Annotated in this window: 30 protein-coding genes; all 30 read right to left on the bottom strand. The window is 65.0% G+C overall.

Annotated elements, in window-relative coordinates:
* Positions 1–59: 59 nt before the first annotated feature.
* The 30 genes from AC1ROX_RS16210 to fusA all read right to left on the bottom strand — a co-directional run bounded on the left by AC1ROX_RS16210 (position 60) and on the right by fusA (position 17,948).
* Complete coding sequence (locus AC1ROX_RS16210) at positions 60–524, bottom strand: GNAT family N-acetyltransferase (protein ID WP_493126962.1); 465 nt, start codon at positions 522–524, stop codon at positions 60–62.
* Between the two features lie 151 nt (positions 525–675).
* On the bottom strand, positions 676–1,098 hold the full coding sequence (gene rplQ / locus AC1ROX_RS16205; RefSeq protein WP_296323143.1) for a 50S ribosomal protein L17: 423 nt from the start codon (positions 1,096–1,098) through the stop codon (positions 676–678).
* A 21-nt stretch (positions 1,099–1,119) separates the two neighbouring features.
* Positions 1,120–2,136: a DNA-directed RNA polymerase subunit alpha gene (locus AC1ROX_RS16200; RefSeq protein ID WP_493126961.1), complete on the bottom strand. Its 1,017-nt coding sequence runs from the start codon at positions 2,134–2,136 to the stop codon at positions 1,120–1,122.
* Positions 2,137–2,234: 98 nt separating this feature from the next.
* A complete protein-coding gene (rpsK, locus tag AC1ROX_RS16195) occupies positions 2,235–2,636 on the bottom strand; it encodes a 30S ribosomal protein S11 (protein WP_068188031.1) in 402 nt (133 codons plus the stop codon).
* A 15-nt stretch (positions 2,637–2,651) separates the two neighbouring features.
* Positions 2,652–3,029: a 30S ribosomal protein S13 gene (gene rpsM / locus AC1ROX_RS16190; protein ID WP_493114580.1), complete on the bottom strand. Its 378-nt coding sequence runs from the start codon at positions 3,027–3,029 to the stop codon at positions 2,652–2,654.
* Between the two features lie 121 nt (positions 3,030–3,150).
* A complete protein-coding gene (locus AC1ROX_RS16185; RefSeq protein WP_493126960.1) occupies positions 3,151–3,801 on the bottom strand; it encodes an adenylate kinase in 651 nt (216 codons plus the stop codon).
* Positions 3,798–5,144 (bottom strand): preprotein translocase subunit SecY, encoded by a 1,347-nt coding sequence (gene secY, locus AC1ROX_RS16180; RefSeq protein ID WP_493126959.1) that lies wholly within the window; start codon positions 5,142–5,144, stop codon positions 3,798–3,800. Before secY ends, AC1ROX_RS16185 begins: the two co-directional genes overlap by 4 nt.
* A 59-nt stretch (positions 5,145–5,203) precedes the next feature.
* Positions 5,204–5,683, bottom strand: coding sequence for a 50S ribosomal protein L15 (gene rplO / locus AC1ROX_RS16175; RefSeq protein WP_493126958.1), 480 nt, complete (start codon positions 5,681–5,683; stop codon positions 5,204–5,206).
* Positions 5,684–5,716: 33 nt separating this feature from the next.
* The gene (gene rpmD / locus AC1ROX_RS16170; protein ID WP_493126957.1) at positions 5,717–5,905 is read right to left on the bottom strand and encodes a 50S ribosomal protein L30; all 189 of its coding nucleotides are present in this window, start codon (positions 5,903–5,905) and stop codon (positions 5,717–5,719) included.
* An 11-nt stretch (positions 5,906–5,916) separates the two neighbouring features.
* Positions 5,917–6,507 carry a 30S ribosomal protein S5 gene (gene rpsE, locus AC1ROX_RS16165; protein WP_295135295.1) on the bottom strand — a complete coding sequence of 197 codons (591 nt, stop codon included), beginning with the start codon at positions 6,505–6,507 and terminating at the stop codon, positions 5,917–5,919.
* A gap of 14 nt (positions 6,508–6,521) precedes the next feature.
* Complete coding sequence (rplR, locus tag AC1ROX_RS16160; protein WP_493126956.1) at positions 6,522–6,884, bottom strand: 50S ribosomal protein L18; 363 nt, start codon at positions 6,882–6,884, stop codon at positions 6,522–6,524.
* A gap of 13 nt (positions 6,885–6,897) precedes the next feature.
* Positions 6,898–7,431 carry a 50S ribosomal protein L6 gene (gene rplF, locus AC1ROX_RS16155; protein WP_493126955.1) on the bottom strand — a complete coding sequence of 178 codons (534 nt, stop codon included), beginning with the start codon at positions 7,429–7,431 and terminating at the stop codon, positions 6,898–6,900.
* 2 nt (positions 7,432–7,433) lie between these two features.
* Positions 7,434–7,832 carry a 30S ribosomal protein S8 gene (rpsH, locus tag AC1ROX_RS16150; protein WP_068188017.1) on the bottom strand — a complete coding sequence of 133 codons (399 nt, stop codon included), beginning with the start codon at positions 7,830–7,832 and terminating at the stop codon, positions 7,434–7,436.
* Between the two features lie 16 nt (positions 7,833–7,848).
* Positions 7,849–8,154, bottom strand: coding sequence for a 30S ribosomal protein S14 (rpsN, locus tag AC1ROX_RS16145; protein WP_493126954.1), 306 nt, complete (start codon positions 8,152–8,154; stop codon positions 7,849–7,851).
* Between the two features lie 14 nt (positions 8,155–8,168).
* The gene (gene rplE / locus AC1ROX_RS16140; RefSeq protein ID WP_493126953.1) at positions 8,169–8,711 is read right to left on the bottom strand and encodes a 50S ribosomal protein L5; all 543 of its coding nucleotides are present in this window, start codon (positions 8,709–8,711) and stop codon (positions 8,169–8,171) included.
* Between the two features lie 11 nt (positions 8,712–8,722).
* Positions 8,723–9,046 (bottom strand): 50S ribosomal protein L24, encoded by a 324-nt coding sequence (gene rplX / locus AC1ROX_RS16135; protein WP_295135278.1) that lies wholly within the window; start codon positions 9,044–9,046, stop codon positions 8,723–8,725.
* A 2-nt stretch (positions 9,047–9,048) separates the two neighbouring features.
* Positions 9,049–9,417: a 50S ribosomal protein L14 gene (gene rplN, locus AC1ROX_RS16130; RefSeq protein ID WP_068188012.1), complete on the bottom strand. Its 369-nt coding sequence runs from the start codon at positions 9,415–9,417 to the stop codon at positions 9,049–9,051.
* 18 nt (positions 9,418–9,435) lie between these two features.
* Positions 9,436–9,684 carry a 30S ribosomal protein S17 gene (gene rpsQ, locus AC1ROX_RS16125; protein ID WP_298313447.1) on the bottom strand — a complete coding sequence of 83 codons (249 nt, stop codon included), beginning with the start codon at positions 9,682–9,684 and terminating at the stop codon, positions 9,436–9,438.
* A 10-nt stretch (positions 9,685–9,694) separates the two neighbouring features.
* Positions 9,695–9,886, bottom strand: coding sequence for a 50S ribosomal protein L29 (rpmC, locus tag AC1ROX_RS16120; protein WP_493114597.1), 192 nt, complete (start codon positions 9,884–9,886; stop codon positions 9,695–9,697).
* A gap of 11 nt (positions 9,887–9,897) precedes the next feature.
* A complete protein-coding gene (gene rplP, locus AC1ROX_RS16115) occupies positions 9,898–10,317 on the bottom strand; it encodes a 50S ribosomal protein L16 (protein ID WP_216961714.1) in 420 nt (139 codons plus the stop codon).
* Positions 10,318–10,323: 6 nt separating this feature from the next.
* Complete coding sequence (gene rpsC / locus AC1ROX_RS16110) at positions 10,324–11,043, bottom strand: 30S ribosomal protein S3 (RefSeq protein ID WP_493126952.1); 720 nt, start codon at positions 11,041–11,043, stop codon at positions 10,324–10,326.
* Positions 11,043–11,429: a 50S ribosomal protein L22 gene (gene rplV / locus AC1ROX_RS16105; RefSeq protein ID WP_020695011.1), complete on the bottom strand. Its 387-nt coding sequence runs from the start codon at positions 11,427–11,429 to the stop codon at positions 11,043–11,045. The genes rpsC and rplV overlap by 1 nt, the downstream gene beginning before the upstream one ends.
* A gap of 6 nt (positions 11,430–11,435) precedes the next feature.
* Positions 11,436–11,714 carry a 30S ribosomal protein S19 gene (gene rpsS, locus AC1ROX_RS16100; protein WP_304847675.1) on the bottom strand — a complete coding sequence of 93 codons (279 nt, stop codon included), beginning with the start codon at positions 11,712–11,714 and terminating at the stop codon, positions 11,436–11,438.
* Positions 11,715–11,724: 10 nt separating this feature from the next.
* On the bottom strand, positions 11,725–12,555 hold the full coding sequence (gene rplB / locus AC1ROX_RS16095) for a 50S ribosomal protein L2 (protein WP_493126951.1): 831 nt from the start codon (positions 12,553–12,555) through the stop codon (positions 11,725–11,727).
* A 16-nt stretch (positions 12,556–12,571) separates the two neighbouring features.
* Entirely contained in the window at positions 12,572–12,895 is a 324-nt protein-coding gene (locus AC1ROX_RS16090) for a 50S ribosomal protein L23 (protein ID WP_493126950.1), read from the bottom strand.
* Complete coding sequence (rplD, locus tag AC1ROX_RS16085) at positions 12,892–13,512, bottom strand: 50S ribosomal protein L4 (protein WP_493126949.1); 621 nt, start codon at positions 13,510–13,512, stop codon at positions 12,892–12,894. Before rplD ends, AC1ROX_RS16090 begins: the two co-directional genes overlap by 4 nt.
* Positions 13,513–13,522: 10 nt before the next feature.
* The gene (gene rplC, locus AC1ROX_RS16080; protein ID WP_295135244.1) at positions 13,523–14,245 is read right to left on the bottom strand and encodes a 50S ribosomal protein L3; all 723 of its coding nucleotides are present in this window, start codon (positions 14,243–14,245) and stop codon (positions 13,523–13,525) included.
* Between the two features lie 29 nt (positions 14,246–14,274).
* On the bottom strand, positions 14,275–14,589 hold the full coding sequence (gene rpsJ / locus AC1ROX_RS16075; protein WP_068198221.1) for a 30S ribosomal protein S10: 315 nt from the start codon (positions 14,587–14,589) through the stop codon (positions 14,275–14,277).
* A gap of 34 nt (positions 14,590–14,623) precedes the next feature.
* Positions 14,624–15,814: an elongation factor Tu gene (gene tuf / locus AC1ROX_RS16070; RefSeq protein WP_493126941.1), complete on the bottom strand. Its 1,191-nt coding sequence runs from the start codon at positions 15,812–15,814 to the stop codon at positions 14,624–14,626.
* 28 nt (positions 15,815–15,842) lie between these two features.
* Positions 15,843–17,948, bottom strand: a complete 2,106-nt coding sequence (fusA, locus tag AC1ROX_RS16065) for an elongation factor G (RefSeq protein WP_493126948.1) — start codon at positions 17,946–17,948, stop codon at positions 15,843–15,845.
* Between the last annotated feature and the right edge of the window lie 4 nt (positions 17,949–17,952).

Genomic DNA, 17,952 nt, shown 5'->3' with positions numbered 1-17,952 from the left:
AACGCGCGCGGCAGGGAAAACACAAATGATTGCCGCGCGTTACCGATCGTTGCGGCGTGTTACAGCTTCTTAACCATATGCACGCGCATGTGCGCGTCCTTGCCATGGTCCGGCGGGCCGCGATGGACGATCTCGAAGCCGTGGCTGCTGTAGAGCTTGATGAGGTGATCCATCATCTCGGCCGTGACCAGCGACAGGGTACGGTCGCCTCGCTCGCGAGCGACCTCGTCGAGCCGCTGAAGCAGCCAGCGCCCAAGTCCGGTACCCTGTTTCACCGGATCGACGGCCAACCGGTCGAGAAAGAGCTCCGCTTCCCGTCGCTCGGTCGCTGCGACGCCCACGACCCGACCGCCCTCGTCCGCCACAAACACATCGCCACGCTCGATCGAGGCCGGCAGCCACTTGTAGTAGTCGACCGGGATCTCGCGCCCGAGCCTCGCGAGATAGGGCGTGAAGGCCGCGCGCAGGACCCGGTCGGCATCGGCGAATTCGGACGGCAGTGCCGTTCTGAAGGTGAAGGTCATAGGACAAGATTAGCTTCTTGCTGGGGGCGCGCCACTCCAGTGGCGCGTCATGATCATGAGAAGACTCGCCACTGGAGTGGCGCGCTCCCAGCAAAGAAAAACGCCCGGTCTTTCGACCGGGCGTTTTCAATTCGATAAGAGGAAAGAGGCTTTACGCCGCTTCCTGCTGCTCCGCCTTGTCGGCCGACGGACCGCTGTCCTGGCCCTTGGCCGAGGTGTCGCGCTCGACGAACTCGATCACGGCCATCTCGGCGGCGTCGCCGAAGCGATAGCCGGCCTTCAGCACGCGCAGGTAGCCGCCGTTGCGCTTGGAATAGCGCGGGCCCAGCGTCGTGAACAGCTTGTCGGCGACGTAGGGATCGCGCAGGAAGCCGATCGCCTGACGACGCGCATGCAGGCCGCCGCGCTTGCCGAGCGTGACCAGCTTCTCGACGATCGGACGCAGGTCCTTCGCCTTGTGCAGCGTGGTCGTGATCTGCTCGTGCTTGATGAGAGCACCCGCGAGATTCATGAACATCGCCTTGCGATGCTCAGCCGTGCGGTGGAACTTCCGGCCGCGATTATTGTGACGCATGACTTATTTCCTTCTACCGGCCTAGTACGGCTCTTCCAGCCGCTTGGCCATTTCCTCGATGTTGTCCGGCGGCCAGCCCGGGATTTCCATTCCCAGGTGGAGGCCCATGCCGGACAGCACTTCCTTGATCTCGTTCAGCGACTTGCGGCCGAAGTTCGGCGTACGCAGCATCTCCGCCTCGGTCTTCTGAACCAGATCGCCGATGTAGATGATGTTGTCGTTCTTCAGGCAGTTGGCCGAGCGGACCGAAAGCTCCAGCTCGTCGACCTTGCGCAGCAGGTTGCGGTTGAACGGGAAGTCGTCCTGCTGCTCTTCCTTGCGGACCTCGCGCGGCTCCTCGAAGTTGATGAAGAGCTGCAGCTGGTCCTGCAGGATGCGGGCGGCGAGCGCCACGGCATCGGCCGGCATCGTCGTGCCGTTGGTCTCGACCGTCATCGACAGGCGATCGTAGTCGGTGACCTGGCCGACGCGGCTGTTCTCGATCTTGTAGGAGACGCGCTTGACCGGGCTGAACACCGAGTCGACCGGGATCAGGCCGATCGGCGCATCTTCCGGACGGTTCGCCGAGGCCGGGATGTAGCCCTTGCCGGTGGCGACCATCAGCTCCATCGAGATCGAGGCGCCGTCGTCGAGCGTGCAGATCAGGTGCTTGGCGTCCATGATCTGGACGTCGCCCGGCAGCTCGATCATGCCGGCGGTGACTTCGCCGGGGCCGACGGCGCGCAGGTACAGACGCTGCGGGCGGTCGCCCTGCATCTTCACGGCCATCGCCTTGATGTTCAGCACGATGTCGACCACATCCTCACGGACGCCGGGGATCGACGAGAATTCATGCAGCACGTTGTCGATCTTGATCGACGTGACGGCAGCACCCTGGAGCGACGACAAGAGGACGCGACGCAGCGCGTTGCCGAGAGTGAGACCGAAACCGCGCTCGAGCGGCTCGGCGACGATGGTCGCGGTGCGACCGGGATCGACGCCGGCTTCGGTGACAAGCTTCTCCGGCTTGATCAGGTCCTGCCAGTTCTTCTGAAGCACGTGGGCTACCTCTCTAGACCGGTTCACGCGAGCCCCTCGGGACTCGCTAAATATTCCTCAAGAGTGGGCGGCGCCTAACGCGTCGCCTCCACTCGAAATCAGACGCGACGACGCTTCGGCGGACGGCAGCCATTGTGCGGGATCGGCGTCACGTCGCGGATCGACGTCACGGCGAGGCCGACGGCCTGCAGCGCGCGCAGCGCCGACTCGCGGCCCGAACCCGGACCGCGCACGAGGATCTCGATCGTGCGCATGCCGTGCTCCATCGCCTTGCGACCGGCGCCTTCGGCGGCCATCTGCGCGGCGAACGGGGTCGACTTGCGTGACCCCTTGAAGCCCTGCTGGCCCGACGACGACCAGGCAATCGCATTGCCCTGCGCGTCGGTGATCGTGACGATCGTGTTGTTGAACGAGGCGTTCACGTGAGCGACGCCCGCGATGATGTTCTTGCGTTCCTTGCGACGGGGACGCGCGGCGGCGGCGGCTGCAGCTTTTGCCATGACCCTGATCCCCTCTTACTTCGTCACTTTTTTCTTGCCGGCGATCGGCTTGGCCGGACCCTTGCGGGTGCGCGCATTGGTATGCGTGCGCTGGCCATGGACCGGCAGGCCGCGGCGATGACGCAGGCCGCGGTAGCAGGCGAGATCCATCAGGCGCTTGATGTTCATCGCCACTTCGCGACGCAGGTCGCCCTCGACCGTGTAGTCATGGTCGATGGTCTCGCGGATGCGGATGACCTCGTCGTCGCTCAGCGTGTTCACGCGGCGCGACTCGTCGATCCCAACTTTTCCACAGATCTCCTTGGCTTTCGCCGCACCGATCCCGTGGATGTACTGAAGCCCGATCACGACACGCTTGGCGGTCGGAATGTTCACACCGGCTATACGAGCCAAAGTCCCAACTCCTTCAAAGACTTATGGCGCGCTCGCGCGCGCCCGTCACATGTTCCGCTGGCCCCGGAAAAGCGCGCGATTATATGTATCCGCGCCCCCGAGTCAATGGAACTCACCCTTGTCAAGTCCCCGCCAATACTCCCGTGAGCTGGCGGTAAACCTCGTCCATCGCGGCCATCCCGTCGACCTTCCGCAGCACCCCGCGGGCGCTGTAGTAGGGCAGCAAGGGCTCGGTCTGAGCCCTATAGGCGGCCATGCGAGTCTTCATGGTCTCTGCATTATCGTCCTTCCGGCGGGTGAACTCGGTCGACCCGCACACGTCGCAGACACCGTCGACCTTTGGCCGCTTGAACTTGTCGTGGTAGCCGGTGCCGCACCTGGCGCAGGAGAACCGGCCGACGATACGCTCGGTCAGCGCCTTCTCGTCGACTTCCATCTCGACCACCCGGTCGAGCTTCTTGTTGGCCTCGGCCAGCATCTTGTCCAGCGCCTTGGCCTGGGCCTCGGTGCGCGGGAAGCCGTCCAGGATGAAGCCCTTGGCGCAGTCCGGCTGGCCGATACGGTCCTTGATCAGGCCGACCATCAGCTCGTCGGGAACCAGTTCCCCCCGCTCCATGATGCCCTTGGCCTTGAGGCCGAGCTCGCTGCCCGACGCCACGGCGGCGCGCAGCATGTCGCCGGTCGAAAGCTGGATCAGCCCCCGCTCCTGCTGCAGCCGCTGGGCCTGCGTCCCCTTGCCGGCGCCCGGCGGTCCCAGAAGGATGATGTTCATCGGCCCTTGCCCCTCAGGCGGGCCTTCTTGATGAGGCCCTCATATTGATGGGCGAGCAGGTGCGCCTGCACCTGGGTCACCGTGTCGAGCGTCACCGAGACCACGATCAGGAGGCTGGTGCCGCCGAAATAGAAGGGCACACCGCCGCGGGCGATCAGCAGCTCGGGCAGGATACAGACCGCCGAGAGGTAGAGCGCGCCGATCACCGTCAGCCGGTTCAGGATGTACTCGAGATACTCGGCCGTGTTCTTGCCCGGACGGATGCCGGGAATGAAGCCGCCGTTCTTCTTCAGGTTATCGGCCGTGTCGGTCGGATTGAACACAACGGTCGTGTAGAAGAAGCAGAAGAAGACGATCAGGCCGATATAGGCCACCAGATAGAGCGGCTGGCCGTGGCCGAGATAGGTTGAGATGGCCTGGATCCAGCCCGGCTCGCCGGTGCTGCCCTGGAACGACGCGATGGTCGCCGGGAACAGCAGCAGGGACGATGCGAAGATCGGCGGGATGACGCCGGCCGTGTTGATCTTGAGCGGCAGGTGCGAGGCCTCGCCGCCATACATGCGGTTGCCGACCTGGCGCTTGGGATACTGGACGACGATTCGCCTCTGCGCGGTCTCGACGAAGACGACGACCGCCACGACCAGCACGATGCCCACCACCAGGGCGATGATGAACAGCGCCGACAGGGCGCCGGTGCGGCCGAGTTCGAGGGTCTGCACCAGCGCGTCCGGCAAGGCCGCCACGATGCCGGCAAAGATGATCAGCGAGACGCCGTTGCCGACGCCGCGCGCGGTGATCTGCTCGCCGAGCCACATCAGGAACAGCGTGCCGCCGACCAGGGTGACGATGGTGACGAAGCGGAAGAAAACGCCAGGATCGATCACGACCGGACCGGCCGCGGCCACCTGGCTCTCCAGGCCCACCGCGATTCCATAGGCCTGGAAGGTCGCCAGGATCACCGTGCCGTAGCGCGTATACTGGTTGATCTTCTTGCGGCCCGCCTCGCCCTCCTTCTTCAGCGCCTCGAGCGACGGCACGACCGTCGTCAGGATCTGCATGATGATGGAGGCCGAGATGTACGGCATGATGCTGAGCGCCAGCACCGACATGCGGCCGATCGAGCCGCCGGAGAACACGTCGAGCAGGCCGGCGATGCCGCCGGCATTCTGCTTGAAGATCTCGGCCAGGGCGGCCGGATCCACACCCGGGACCGGGATATAGGCGCCGATACGGAAGACGACGAGCGCGGCTACGGTGAACCACAGCCGCTTCTTCAGCTCGGTCGCCCTACCGATCGAACCCCAGTTCAGGTTTGATGCAAGTTGCTCGGCGGCGGATGCCATGGAACCTCACGCGTGAACGACACCAGGGGGAAACGACGCCCCCGTTGACGCCGTCCGGCTCAGGCCGCTTCGGCCACAGGCTGGGGCGGCAGTTCGACCTTGCCGCCGGCCTTCTCGACCGCGGCGATCGCCGACGCCGAAGCGCCCGCAACCTTCACGTCGATCTTGGTCGTCAGCTCGCCTTTGCCAAGGAGACGAATGCCGTCCGCGGCATTCTTGATCAGACCCGCGGCGATCATCGCCTCGGCGTCGATCAGCTTGCCCGCGTCGAGCTTCTTGTTGTCGATCGCCTTCTGCAGCGAGCCGAGATTGACGACCTGGTAGTTCTTCTGGTGCGGCGGACGGAAGCCGCGCTTCGGGATACGACGGTAGAGCGGCATCTGGCCGCCCTCGAAGCCCTTGATGGCCACGCCAGTGCGCGACTTCTGGCCCTTGACGCCACGGCCCGCGGTCTTGCCCTTGCCGGAGCCGATACCGCGGCCGACGCGCATGCGACCCTTGCGGGCGCCCGGATTGTCGGAGATCTGGTTCAGTCTCATCGTAATCTACCTCCGCGCGGCGGCCTTTCGGCCTTAGCGCGCTTCCTCTTCGATGCGCACGAGATGCTGCACCTTGTTGATCATGCCGCGAACCTCGGGCGTATCCACGAGTTCGCGGGTGCGGTGGCGCTTGTTCAGCCCCAGGCCGATCAGCGTCGCGCGCTGATCGTCCGTGCGGCCGATATGGCTGCCGGTCTGGGTGATCTTGATGGTCTTGGCCATGGTCCGGTTCCTTAAGCCGCCGCCTCGGCGGTGGTCTCGTCGCGGCGGCCAAGCAGGTCACCGACCTTCTTGCCACGGCGCGTCGCGACCATGCGCGGCGAGTTGAGCTGATCCAGCGCCTTGAAGGTCGCCTTGATCATGTTGTGCGGGTTGGACGTGCCGACCGACTTGGCGACGATGTCCTTGATGCCCAGGGTCTCGAAGATGGCGCGCATCGGGCCGCCGGCGATGATGCCGGTACCGGCCGGGGCGGCGCGCAGCGTCACCTTGCCGGCGCCGAAGCGGCCCTTCACGTCGTGATGCAGCGTGCGGCCGTCGCGCAGCGGCACGCGGATCAGGCCGCGCTTGGCCGCTTCCGTGGCCTTGCGGATCGCCTCGGGAACCTCACGGGCCTTGCCGGCGCCGTGGCCGACACGGCCGCGCTGGTCGCCGACGACGACGATGGCGGCAAAGGCGAAGCGACGACCACCCTTCACGACCTTCGCGACGCGATTGATCGTGACCAGCTTGTCGGTCAGTTCATTTTCCTCGTCGCGGTCGCGGTCACGGGGCCGATCGCGATCGCGCGGGGAACGGCCGGAACCACCGGGTGAACGAGCCATAATCTAACTCCCGATCAGAACGACAGACCGCCCTCACGGGCGGCATTGGCCAGCGCAGCGACGCGGCCGTGATACGTGTAGCCACCGCGGTCGAAGATGACTTCCTTGACACCGGCCGCGACGGCGCGGGCGGCGATCAGCTTGCCAACTTCGGCGGCAGCGCCCTTGTCGGCGCCGGTCTTGAGCGAGCCCCGGACGTCCTTGTCGAGCGACGAGGCAGCAGCGAGGGTCAGGCCCTGACGGTCGTCGATGACCTGGGCATAGATGTGCTTGCCCGAGCGGAAGACGCTGAGGCGAGGACGGCCAGCGGCAGCCTGGCGCAGCGCGTAGCGCGTGCGCCGCTGGCGGCGGGCGAAAAGAGCATTGCGGTCGGACATGATTCTTTCGCCTTTACTTCTTCTTGCCTTCCTTGCGCCGAATCGTCTCGGTCGAGTACTTGATGCCCTTGCCCTTGTAGGGCTCCGGCGGACGCAGGCTGCGGATCTCGGCCGCCACCTGGCCAACTCGCTGACGATCGGAACCGGAAATCTCGATCTCGGTCGGCTTGACCGCCTTGATCTGGATACCCGCCGGAATGGGAATCTCGACATCGTGGCTGAAGCCGAGCTGCATCTTCAACAGCTTGGCATCGGCCGAGGCGCGATAGCCGACGCCGTTGATCTCGAGGTTGATCGTGAACCCGTCGGACACGCCGCGGACGACGTTGCTCGCCAGGTTACGGGCCGTGCCCCACTGCATGCGGGCGCGACGGCTCTCGGTACGCGGCTTGAAGACCAGCGCCTCGCCTTCCTTGGCGACGGAAACGTCGTCATGGACGACGAGCTGGAGCTCGCCCCGCTTGCCCTTGGCCTTGAGGTGCTGCCCCTTGAGCTCGATGGTGACACCGGCCGGGATGACGACCGGATTTTTGCCGACGCGCGACATGCTCAGAACACCTTGCAGATGACTTCGCCGCCGACATTGGCGGCCCGCGCCTCGGCGTCGGACATGACGCCGCGCGGCGTGGAGAGGATCGAGATGCCAAGCCCGTTGAAGTGGCGCGGCAGCTCGCGGATCTTGGAGTAGACGCGACGGCCCGGGGTGGAGACGCGCTTGATCTCCTTGATGACCGGACGGCCGTTGTCATACTTGAGCTCGATGCGGAGCTCCTTCACGCCGGGGCGCAGTTCTTCCTCGAACCAGCCGCGGATATAGCCCTCGCGCTGGAGCACATCGAGAACACTCGACCGGAGCCGCGAAGCCGGAGCGGTCACGCTGTCGAGGCGCGCCGACTGGCCGTTGCGGATGCGGGTCAGCAAATCGCCGACGGGATCTGTCATCGCCATGGTCTACGGTCCCCGTTTACCAGCTCGACTTCACGACGCCGGGCAGAGCGCCCAGCGACGCCAGCTGACGCAGCGCAACGCGCGACAGCTTGAACTTGCGGTACACGGCCCGCGGACGGCCCGTGAGTTCGCACCGATTGCGGACGCGCGTCGGCGACGAATTGCGCGGCAGGTCTGCCAGCTTGAGGCGGGCCCCGAAGCGCTCTTCCGGCGTCAACTTGTCGTCGACGGCCATCGCCTTCAGCTTGGCGCGCTTGGCGGCGAACTGCTTCGCCATCCTTGCGCGCCGGTTGTTCTTCTCGACCGAACTCGTCTTGGCCATGTGATTCTCCGGCCCTAGTTCACGAAGGGGAAGTCGAACGCGCGGAGAAGCGACCTGGCTTCCGCGTCCGTCTTCGCCGACGTGCAGATGATGATGTCCATACCGCGCACCTGGTCGACCTTGTCGTAGTCGATCTCGGGGAACACGATCTGCTCCTTCAGGCCCATGGCGTAGTTGCCATTGCCGTCGAACGACTTGCCGTTCAGCCCGCGGAAGTCGCGGACGCGCGGCAGGGCGATGTTCACCAGGCGATCCATGAACTCGTACATGCGATCGCGGCGCAACGTGACCTTGGCGCCGATCGCCATGCCTTCGCGAAGCTTGAAGGTCGCGATCGACTTGCGCGACTTGGTGACGACCGGCTTCTGGCCGGTGATCGCCGTCAGGTCGGCAACGGCGCCGTCGACGGCCTTGCGGTCATTGACCGCCTCGCCGACGCCCATGTTGATGACGATCTTCTCGAGCTTCGGCACCTGGAAGGGGTTCTGGTAGGAGAACTCCTTGATCAGCGCTTCACGCACGGTCTTGGTGTAGTGTTCTTGCAGACGCGCGGGCATGGCCCGTTCTCCTAACGGTCGATGGTCTCGCCGGAGGCGCGCGCAACGCGCACCTTGCGGCCGTCTTCCAGGAACCGGAACCCGACCTTCGTCGGCTTGTCCGATTTGGGATCCAGCAGGGCCACGTTGGAGACGTGGATCGTGGCCTCGCGTTCGATGATTCCGCCGGCTTCCGCACGGCTCGGCTTGGTGTGGCGCTTGATCATGTTCACGCCGGAGACCACGACGCGGTTCTCCTTCGGGAGCACGCGCAGGACGTCGCCCACCTTGCCCTTGCTGCCACCGGTGATGACCTTCACCCGGTCGCCCTTCTTGATCTTCAATTTCGTTGCCATGGCTAGAGCACCTCAGGCGCAAGCGAGATGATCTTCATGAACTTCTTGGCGCGCAGCTCGCGCGTCACCGGTCCGAAGATACGGGTGCCGATCGGCTCGTCCTGCTTGCTGATGAGCACGGCGGCGTTACGGTCGAAACGGATGGCGCTGCCGTCAGGGCGGCGCAGCGCGAACGAGGTGCGGACGACGACGGCGCGATGCACCTCGCCCTTCTTCACCTTGCCGCGCGGAATGGCTTCCTTGATCGACACGACGATGACGTCGCCGACGCTCGCATATTTGCGGCGGGAGCCGCCCAGCACCTTGATGCACTGGACTCGACGGGCGCCCGAATTGTCGGCGACCTCGAGGTTGGTTCGCATCTGAATCATGACTTATGCTCCGACCGCTTAAGCCTTCGCGCCTTCGACCAGAACTTCCCAGCTCTTGGTCTTCGACAGCGGGCGGCACTCGCGGATGCGAACGATTTCACCGATCTTGCCCTTGTAGGCATTGGCTTCGTCGTGCGCGTGGTACTTCTTCGACTTGCGAATGAACTTCTTGTAGATCGGGTGCTGAATGCGCCGCTCGACCTTCACGACGATGGTCTTGTCCATCTTGTCGCTGACGACGACGCCTTCCAGGATACGCTTCGGCATTTCGTGCTCCTTAACCGGCGGCCTTCTCGCCCTGCACCGTCTTGATGCGGGCGATATCGCGACGAATCTGGCGCGCGCGGGAAGTCTTCTGTAGTTGGCCCCCAGCCTTCTGGAAGCGCAGGTTGAACGCCTCCTTGCGAAGGTTGCCGAGCTCGTTCTTCAGCTCGTCGTTGGTCTTGGGGCGCAGATCGGTGGCCTTCATGTCCTTCTCCCTCAGCCTTCGGCGCCGACGCGGCTGACAAAGCGGGTCTTGATCGGCAGCTTCGCAGCGCCGAGCGCCAGGGCTTCCTTGGCGATGACGCCCGATACACCCTCGAGTTCGAACAGGATGCGGCCCGGCTTCACGCGCGCCGCCCAGAATTCGGGCGCGCCCTTGCCGGAACCCATGCGGACTTCCGCCGGCTTCTTCGACACCGGCACGTCCGGGAACACGCGGATCCAGACGCGGCCGGCACGCTTCATGTGACGCGTGATGGCGCGGCGGGCCGCCTCGATCTGGCGCGCCGTCAGGCGATCCGGCTCCATCGCCTTCAGCCCATAGGAGCCGAAGTCGAGGTTGAAGCCGCCCTTGGCAGCGCCGCTGATACGGCCCTTGAAGGCCTTGCGGTACTTGGTGCGCTTGGGTTGCAGCATGATAGTTTACGCGTCCCTCTGCTCGGAGCGCTCCACGCGCGCCGGCGTACGTTGCGGCGCGGCTTCCTCGGCGCGCTTGTCGTGCGCCATCGGGTCATGCGCCATGATCTCGCCCTTGAACACCCAGACCTTCACGCCGCAGGTGCCGAAGGTGGTGAATGCCGTGGCGGTGCCGTAGTCGATGTCGGCGCGCAGCGTGTGCAGCGGCACGCGGCCTTCGCGGTACCATTCCATGCGGGCGATTTCCGAGCCGCCGAGACGGCCCGAGCAGTTGATGCGGATGCCGAGGGCGCCCAGGCGCATCGCCGACTGCACGGCGCGCTTCATGGCGCGACGGAACGCGACGCGGCGCTCGAGCTGCTGGGCGATGTTCTCGGCAATCAGCGTGGCATCGATCTCGGGCTTGCGGATCTCGACGATGTTCAGGGCCACTTCGCCCTTGGTCATCTTGGCGAGGTCACCACGCAGCTTCTCGATGTCGGCGCCCTTCTTGCCGATCACCACGCCCGGACGGGCAGTGTGGATCGTGACGCGGGCGCGCTTGGCCGGACGCTCGATGATGATCTTCGCGACACCCGCCTGGGCGAGCCGCTCGCGCAGCACCTTGCGGATGTGGATGTCCTCATGGAGCATCTTCGAGTACTCGCCGCCTTCGGCGTACCAGCGCGAGTCCCAGGTCCGGTTGATACCGAGCCGCAGGCCGATCGGGTTGACCTTCTGACCCATTACTTGTCCTCCGCCTCGGCGCGCTCGCGCACCACGATGGTGAGATGAGCGAACGGCTTGACGATACCGGCCGCACGGCCGCGGCCGCGCGTCTGGAAGCGCTTCATGACCAGTCCCTTGCCGACCGACGCCTCGGCGACGACCAAGCGGTCGACATCGAGGTTGTGGTTGTTCTCGGCGTTGGCGATGGCCGAATTCAGGGCCTTCTTCACGTCGCGGGCGATCCGCTTCTTGGAGAAGGTGAGCTCGTTGACCGCGGTCGCGGCCTTCTTGCCGCGGATCGTGGCCGCGACGAGGTCGAGCTTGCGCGGGCTGATGCGCACGGCGCGCAGGACAGCTTTGGCTTCGTTGTCCGCCTCGCGGCGGGGAGCGGATGGCTTGCTCATCGCGCGTTAATCCTTCGACACTTTCTTGTCACCGGCATGGCCGGTGAAGGTGCGGGTCGGCGAGAATTCGCCGAGCTTGTGACCGACCATTTCCTCGGTGACGTTCACCGGGATGAACTTCTTGCCGTTGTAGACGCCGAACGTCAGGCCGACGAACTGCGGCAGGATCGTCGAACGACGCGACCAAGTCTTGATCACTTCGCTGCGGATGTTCCCGCGCGACTTCTCGGCCTTCTTGATCAGGCTGCCTTCAACGAAGGGGCCCTTCCATACGGAGCGTGCCACTGTCTATCTCCTAGCGCGTCGCATGCCGGCGGCGGATGATCATCTTGTCCGTCGCCTTGTTCTTGCGTGTCTTCTTGCCCTTGGTCGGCTTGCCCCACGGTGTCACCGGATGACGGCCACCCGAGGTGCGGCCTTCGCCGCCGCCGTGCGGATGATCGACCGGGTTCATGACGACGCCGCGGACGGTCGGGCGACGGCCGAGCCAACGCTGGCGACCGGCCTTGCCGATGACGATGTTCTGGTTGTCGGGGTTCGACACCGCGCCGACGGTGGCCAGACACTCGCCCGGCACCAGGCGCAGCTCGCCCGAGCTCAGCTTGATCTGGGCATAGCCCGCGTCCTTGCCGACGAGCTGGGCGTAGTTGCCGGCCGAACGGGCCAGCTGGCCGCCACGGCCCTTCTTCAGCTCGACGTTATGCACGATCGTGCCGACCGGCATGTTGGCGAGCGGCATGGCGTTGCCCGGCTTGACGTCGACGCGCTCGCCCGAGACGACCTCGTCGCCCGCCTTCAGGCGCTGCGGCGCCAGGATGTAGGCCTGCTCACCGTCGGTGTACTTGACCAGGGCGATGAACGCCGTCCGGTTGGGATCGTACTCCAGGCGCTCGACCGTCGCGGTGACGCCGAACTTGCGGCGCTTGAAGTCGATGATGCGCAGACGACGCTTGTGACCGCCGCCCATGTGATAGCTGGTGATGTGGCCGTGGTTATTACGGCCGCCAGTGTTGCTCTTGCCGCGCGTCAGCTCCTTTACCGGCTTGCCCTTCCAGAGGCCGGTACGGTCGACGATGACCAGCTGTCGCAGGGACGGCGTGATCGGCTTAAATGTCTTCAAGGCCATTGTTCTGTCTCCCGTCCTACAGGCCCGTGGTCACGTCGATCTTGTGACCCTCGACCAGCGAGACGATCGCCTTCTTCCAGTCGCTCCGCAGGCCCGGACGGCCGCGGAAAACCTTGCTCTTGCCCTTGACCGTGACGGTGTTGACCGCCTTGACCTTGACCTTGAACAGGCCTTCGACGGCCTGCTTGATCTCCGGCTTGGTCGCATCGGCGGCGACCTTGAAGGTCACCTGGCTGTGCTCCGAACCGTTGGTCGTCTTCTCGGTGATCAGCGGCGCACGAATCACTTCGTACATGCGCGAACGCGAGACGGTTTGCGGGATGTACCGCTTGGCGCTCATTGCAGACGCTCCTCGAGGTGCTTCACGGCATCCTTGGTGAGCACCAGCGTATCGCGGCGCAGGATGTCGTAGACGTTCGCGCCCTGCTGCGGCAGCACATCGACATGGGCGATGTTGGCCGCGGCGCGGGCAAAGTTCGTGTCGATCTCGGCGCCGCCGATCACCAGGACACTGGTGACGCCGAGGGCCCCGAAATGGCCCTTGAGCTTCGCGGTCTTCGGCTCGGCCAGCGCCGCCGCCTCGACCACGATCAGCTTGCCCTCGGCCGCCTTGGCCGACAGCGCGGTGCGCAGCGCGAGCTGGCGGACCTTCTTGGGCAGGTCGCTGGCATGGCTGCGCACGACCGGACCGAAGGCCTTGCCGCCGCCCCGGAACTGCGGAGCCGCCTCGTTGCCGTGACGGGCGCGACCGGTGCCCTTCTGGGCATACATCTTCTTGGCCGTCGCCGTGACTTCGGCGCGCCCCTTCGACTTGTGCGTGCCCTGCTGGCGGCGCGAGAGCTGCCACACGACGCAACGCTGCAGGATGTCCTTGCGGACGGGGACGGCGAACACGGCGTCGGCGAGATCGATCTCGCCGGCGCTGCCGCCTTCAATGGTCTTGACCGCGATCTTCATGACCTGATCCTTAAGCCTGCGGAGCGGCATCAGCCGCCGGAGCCGCCGCCTCGGCTGCAGCCTTGCGCAGGCCGGCCGGGTACGGAGCGTCCTTGTGACGGGCGCGCTTGGAAGCGTCCTTGACGATGATGTAGCCGTTGGCCGGGCCGGGAACGGCGCCGGACACCAGCAGCAGGCCCTTCTCGTCGTCGACGGCGACGACCTTCAGGTTCTGCGTGGTCACGCGCTCGCTGCCGTAGTGGCCGGCCATCTTTTTGCCGGGGAACGTACGGCCGGGATCCTGGCGGTTACCGGTCGAACCATGCGAACGGTGCGAGACCGAAACGCCGTGGGACGCTTCGAGGCCGTGGAAGTTCCAGCGGACCATCGAGCCGGTGAAGCCGCGGCCGATCGTGGTGCCGACGACATCGACGAACTGGCCCGGCACGAAGTGGCTGGGCACCAGCTCGGCGCCGACTTCGAGGACCGCATCCTTGGCGACCCGGAACTCGACGAGCTTCTTCTTCGGCTCGACCTTGGCCTTGGCGAAGTGACCGCGCATCGGCTGGGTCACGTTCTTAACCTTGGCCTTGCCGTAGCCGAGCTGCACGGCGACGTACTTGTCCTTCTCTTCCGAGCGGACAGCAACAACCTGCAGCTGATCCACCTTCAGAACGGTGACGGGCACATGCTCCCCGGCGTCGTTGAAGACGCGGGTCATGCCGACCTTCTGGGTGACGAGACCGCAACGCATGGTCTTCTTCCTTCTTTCCTGGTCCGCTCTTAGGCGCCGAGCTTGATCTCGACGTCCACGCCGGAGGCGAGGTCGAGCTTCATCAGCGCGTCCACGGTCTGCGGCGTCGGGTCGACGATATCGAGCACGCGCTTGTGCGTGCGGATCTCGAACTGCTCACGCGACTTCTTGTCGATGTGCGGCGAGCGGTTGACCGTGAACTTCTCGATCCCGGTCGGCAGCGGGATGGGCCCGCGCACCTGCGCGCCCGTCCGCTTGGCCGTGCTCACGATCTCGCTGGTCGACGAATCGAGCACGCGATGATCGAAGGCCTTCAGCCGGATCCGGATGTTTGTGTTGTCCATGGCCATGATATTCGCCTTGTCGCGTCCGTTACGTTTACTTTACGACTTTGGTGACGACGCCGGCGCCGACGGTGCGTCCGCCTTCGCGGATGGCGAAGCGCAGGCCCTCGTCCATGGCGATCGGCTGGATCAACTCGACCACCAGCCGCGCATTGTCGCCCGGCATCACCATCTCCGTGCCTTCCGGCAGCGTCACCACGCCCGTCACGTCCGTCGTCCGGAAGTAGAACTGCGGACGGTAGTTCGTGAAGAACGGCGTATGACGGCCGCCCTCTTCCTTCGTCAGGATGTAGGCCTCGGCCTCGAAGTTCGTGTGCGGCGTGATCGCGCCCGGCTTCGACAGGACCTGGCCGCGCTCCACGTCCTCGCGGCCCACGCCGCGCAGCAGCGCCCCGATATTGTCGCCCGCCTCGCCCGAATCCAGCAGCTTGCGGAACATCTCGACGCCCGTCACCGTCGTCTTCGTCGTGGCCTTCAGGCCCACGATCTCCACTTCCTCGCCCACCTTCACGATGCCGCGCTCGACGCGACCCGTCACCACCGTGCCGCGGCCCGAGATCGAGAACACGTCCTCGATCGGCATCAGGAACGGCTTGTCCTTGTCGCGCGCAGGCTGCGGAATGTACTTGTCCACCTCCGCCATCAGCGCCAGCACGGCCTGCTCGCCCAGTTCCGGGCTCTTGTCTTCCAGCGCCATCAGCGCCGAACCCCGGATCACCGGCAGGTCGTCGCCCGGGAACTGGTAGCTCTTCAGCAGCTCGCGCACTTCCAACTCGACCAGGTCCAGGAGCTCCGGATCGTCGACCATGTCGCACTTGTTCATGAACACGACCAGCGCCGGAACGCCCACTTGGCGCGCCAGCAGGATGTGCTCGCGGGTCTGCGGCATCGGGCCGTCGGCCGCCGACACCACCAGGATCGCCCCGTCCATCTGCGCCGCACCCGTGATCATGTTCTTCACGTAGTCGGCATGGCCCGGGCAGTCGACGTGCGCGTAGTGACGGTTCGCCGTCTCGTACTCCACATGCGCCGTCGAGATCGTGATGCCGCGCTCGCGCTCTTCCGGGGCCTTGTCGATCTGGTCGTACGCCGTGAACGTCGCGCCGCCCGTCTTCGCCAGGATCTTCGTGATCGCCGCCGTCAGCGACGTCTTCCCGTGATCGACGTGACCGATCGTCCCGATGTTGCAGTGCGGCTTGTTCCGCTCGAATTTAGCTTTGCCCATAGTGGTCTTCCTTACTTCAATCGGTTTGTTAGCCAGCCAGCTTGGCGACGACCTTGTCGGCCTCCGCCTGCGGCACGGCTGCATAGTGATCGAACGTCATGCTGTAAGCCGCGCGACCCTGCGTCATGGAACGCAGCGTATTCACGTAGCCGAACATGTTGGCCAGCGGCACCATCGCGTCGATGACCTGTGCATTGCCGCGGGCGCTCATGCCCTGGATCTGACCGCGGCGGCTGTTCAGGTCGCCGATGCAGTCACCCATGTAGTCGTCGGGCGTCACCACCTCGACCTTCATGATCGGCTCCAGCAGCTTGCACTGCGCCTTCGCCAGACCTTCCTTGAACGCCGCGCGGGCGGCGATTTCGAAGGCCAGCACGCTCGAGTCGACGTCATGGTAGTTGCCGTCGGTCAGCGTGACCTTGAAGTCGATCACCGGAAAGCCGGCGAGCACGCCGGTTTCGCGCGACGCTTCGAGGCCCTTCTCGACGCCCGGAATGAATTCCTTCGGGATCGAGCCGCCGACGATCTTGTTCTCGAACGAGTAACCCGACCCAGGCTCGCCCGGCTCGAAGGTGAGCTTCACGCGGGCGAACTGACCCGAACCACCCGACTGCTTCTTGTGGGTATAGTCGATGTCGGCCTTGCGGCCGAGCGTCTCGCGATACGCGACCTGCGGAGCGCCGACATTGGCCTCGACCTTGTAGGTACGGCGCAGGATGTCGACCTTGATCTCGAGATGGAGCTCGCCCATGCCCTTGATGACGGTCTGGCCGGTCTCCGCATCGGTCGAGACGCGGAAGGTCGGGTCTTCCTGGACGAGACGGCCCAGCGCCTGACCAAGCTTCTCCTGGTCGGCCTTCGACTTCGGCTCAATAGCGAGCTCGATGACGGGATCCGGGAAGTCCATGCGCTCGAGGATCACGGCGTTATCGGGGTCGCACAGCGTATCGCCGGTCGTGACGCTCTTGAGGCCCGCCAGAGCGATGATGTCGCCGGCGCGGGCTTCCTTCACGTCTTCGCGATCGTTGGCATGCATCAACAGCATGCGGCCGATACGCTCCTTGCGGTCCTTCGTGCTGTTCAGCACGCCGGTTGCCGATTGGAGAACGCCCGAGTAGACGCGCGCGAAAGTGAGCGAGCCGACGAACGGATCGGTCATGATCTTGAAGGCGAGCGCAGACATCGGCGCATCGTCGCTCGACGGCAGCGTGATCGGCTCGTCGGTGCCCATCTTCACGCCCTTGACGTCTTCAACGTCGTTCGGAGCGGGCAGATAGTTCACGACGGCATCGAGCATGGGCTGCACGCCCTTGTTCTTGAAGGCCGAGCCGCACAGGATCGGCACGAACGCGTAGTTGATCGTACCCTTGCGGATGCACTTGATCAGCGTGTCGTAGTCGGGCTCCTCGCCGTCGAGGAACTTCGTCATGGCGTCGTCATCCTGCTCGACCGCCATGTCGAGGAGCTTGGCGCGATACTCCGCGGCCTTCTCCTTCATGTCAGCCGGGATCTCGACGACCTCGAACTTCGCGCCGAGCGTCTCTTCCAGCCAGATGATCGCCTTGTTGGCAACCAGATCGACCAGGCCCTTGTATTCGCCCTCGGAGCCGATCGGGAGCTGCGTCACCAGCGGCTTGGCGCCGAGGCGATCAACGATCATGTCGACCGTGCGATAGAAGTTCGCGCCGGTGCGGTCCATCTTGTTGACGAAGCAAATGCGCGGCACGCCGTACTTGTCGGCCTGGCGCCACACCGTCTCGGACTGCGGCTCGACGCCGGCGACCGAGTCGAACACGCAGACCGCGCCGTCGAGCACGCGCAGCGAACGCTCGACCTCGATCGTGAAGTCGACGTGGCCGGGCGTGTCGATGATGTTCACGCGGTAGCTGACGTCCTTGTACGGGCCGCTCTCGACCCGCCAGAAGCAGGTTGTGGCCGCGGACGTGATCGTGATGCCGCGCTCCTGCTCCTGCTCCATCCAATCCATCGTCGCGGCGCCGTCATGGACTTCGCCGATCTTATGCGATTTGCCGGTGTAGTACAGGATGCGCTCGGTCGTCGTCGTCTTGCCGGCGTCGATATGCGCCATGATACCGATGTTTCGGTAGTCGGCGATGGGAGTAGTGCGAGCCATGGAG

The organism is Reyranella sp. GW821-FHT14A01, from assembly GCF_058803965.1.
Note: the sequence above shows the minus strand (reverse complement) of the source record. Positions and strands in the feature narration are given on the sequence as shown.

Bases quoted from the DNA above. Each gene is read 5' to 3' on its own strand.
- secY (WP_493126959.1), bottom strand. From the start codon at position 5,144: ATGGCATCCGCCGCCGAGCAACTTGCATCAAACCTGAACTGGGGTTCG.
- AC1ROX_RS16185 (WP_493126960.1), bottom strand. From the start codon at position 3,801: ATGAACATCATCCTTCTGGGACCGCCGGGCGCCGGCAAGGGGACGCAG.
- rpsH (WP_068188017.1), bottom strand. From the start codon at position 7,832: ATGGCGATGACAGATCCCGTCGGCGATTTGCTGACCCGCATCCGCAAC.
- rpsN (WP_493126954.1), bottom strand. From the start codon at position 8,154: ATGGCCAAGACGAGTTCGGTCGAGAAGAACAACCGGCGCGCAAGGATG.
- AC1ROX_RS16090 (WP_493126950.1), bottom strand. From the start codon at position 12,895: ATGAGCGCCAAGCGGTACATCCCGCAAACCGTCTCGCGTTCGCGCATG.
- rpsC (WP_493126952.1), bottom strand. From the start codon at position 11,043: ATGGGTCAGAAGGTCAACCCGATCGGCCTGCGGCTCGGTATCAACCGG.
- rplO (WP_493126958.1), bottom strand. From the start codon at position 5,683: ATGAGACTGAACCAGATCTCCGACAATCCGGGCGCCCGCAAGGGTCGC.
- rpmD (WP_493126957.1), bottom strand. From the start codon at position 5,905: ATGGCCAAGACCATCAAGATCACCCAGACCGGCAGCCATATCGGCCGC.
- rplQ (WP_296323143.1), bottom strand. From the start codon at position 1,098: ATGCGTCACAATAATCGCGGCCGGAAGTTCCACCGCACGGCTGAGCAT.
- rpmC (WP_493114597.1), bottom strand. From the start codon at position 9,886: ATGAAGGCCACCGATCTGCGCCCCAAGACCAACGACGAGCTGAAGAAC.
- rplR (WP_493126956.1), bottom strand. From the start codon at position 6,884: ATGTCCGACCGCAATGCTCTTTTCGCCCGCCGCCAGCGGCGCACGCGC.
- rplF (WP_493126955.1), bottom strand. From the start codon at position 7,431: ATGTCGCGCGTCGGCAAAAATCCGGTCGTCATCCCGGCCGGTGTCACC.
- rplC (WP_295135244.1), bottom strand. From the start codon at position 14,245: ATGCGTTGCGGTCTCGTCACCCAGAAGGTCGGCATGACCCGCGTCTTC.
- rplV (WP_020695011.1), bottom strand. From the start codon at position 11,429: ATGAGCAAGCCATCCGCTCCCCGCCGCGAGGCGGACAACGAAGCCAAA.
- rplE (WP_493126953.1), bottom strand. From the start codon at position 8,711: ATGCCCGCGCGTCTGCAAGAACACTACACCAAGACCGTGCGTGAAGCG.
- rpsK (WP_068188031.1), bottom strand. From the start codon at position 2,636: ATGGCAAAAGCTGCAGCCGCCGCCGCCGCGCGTCCCCGTCGCAAGGAA.
- AC1ROX_RS16210 (WP_493126962.1), bottom strand. From the start codon at position 524: ATGACCTTCACCTTCAGAACGGCACTGCCGTCCGAATTCGCCGATGCC.
- rpsJ (WP_068198221.1), bottom strand. From the start codon at position 14,589: ATGGACAACACAAACATCCGGATCCGGCTGAAGGCCTTCGATCATCGC.
- rplX (WP_295135278.1), bottom strand. From the start codon at position 9,046: ATGGCAACGAAATTGAAGATCAAGAAGGGCGACCGGGTGAAGGTCATC.
- rplD (WP_493126949.1), bottom strand. From the start codon at position 13,512: ATGAAGATCGCGGTCAAGACCATTGAAGGCGGCAGCGCCGGCGAGATC.
- rplP (WP_216961714.1), bottom strand. From the start codon at position 10,317: ATGCTGCAACCCAAGCGCACCAAGTACCGCAAGGCCTTCAAGGGCCGT.
- rpsE (WP_295135295.1), bottom strand. From the start codon at position 6,507: ATGGCTCGTTCACCCGGTGGTTCCGGCCGTTCCCCGCGCGATCGCGAT.
- rplB (WP_493126951.1), bottom strand. From the start codon at position 12,555: ATGGCCTTGAAGACATTTAAGCCGATCACGCCGTCCCTGCGACAGCTG.
- tuf (WP_493126941.1), bottom strand. From the start codon at position 15,814: ATGGGCAAAGCTAAATTCGAGCGGAACAAGCCGCACTGCAACATCGGG.
- rplN (WP_068188012.1), bottom strand. From the start codon at position 9,417: ATGATTCAGATGCGAACCAACCTCGAGGTCGCCGACAATTCGGGCGCC.
- fusA (WP_493126948.1), bottom strand. From the start codon at position 17,948: ATGGCTCGCACTACTCCCATCGCCGACTACCGAAACATCGGTATCATG.
- rpsQ (WP_298313447.1), bottom strand. From the start codon at position 9,684: ATGCCGAAGCGTATCCTGGAAGGCGTCGTCGTCAGCGACAAGATGGAC.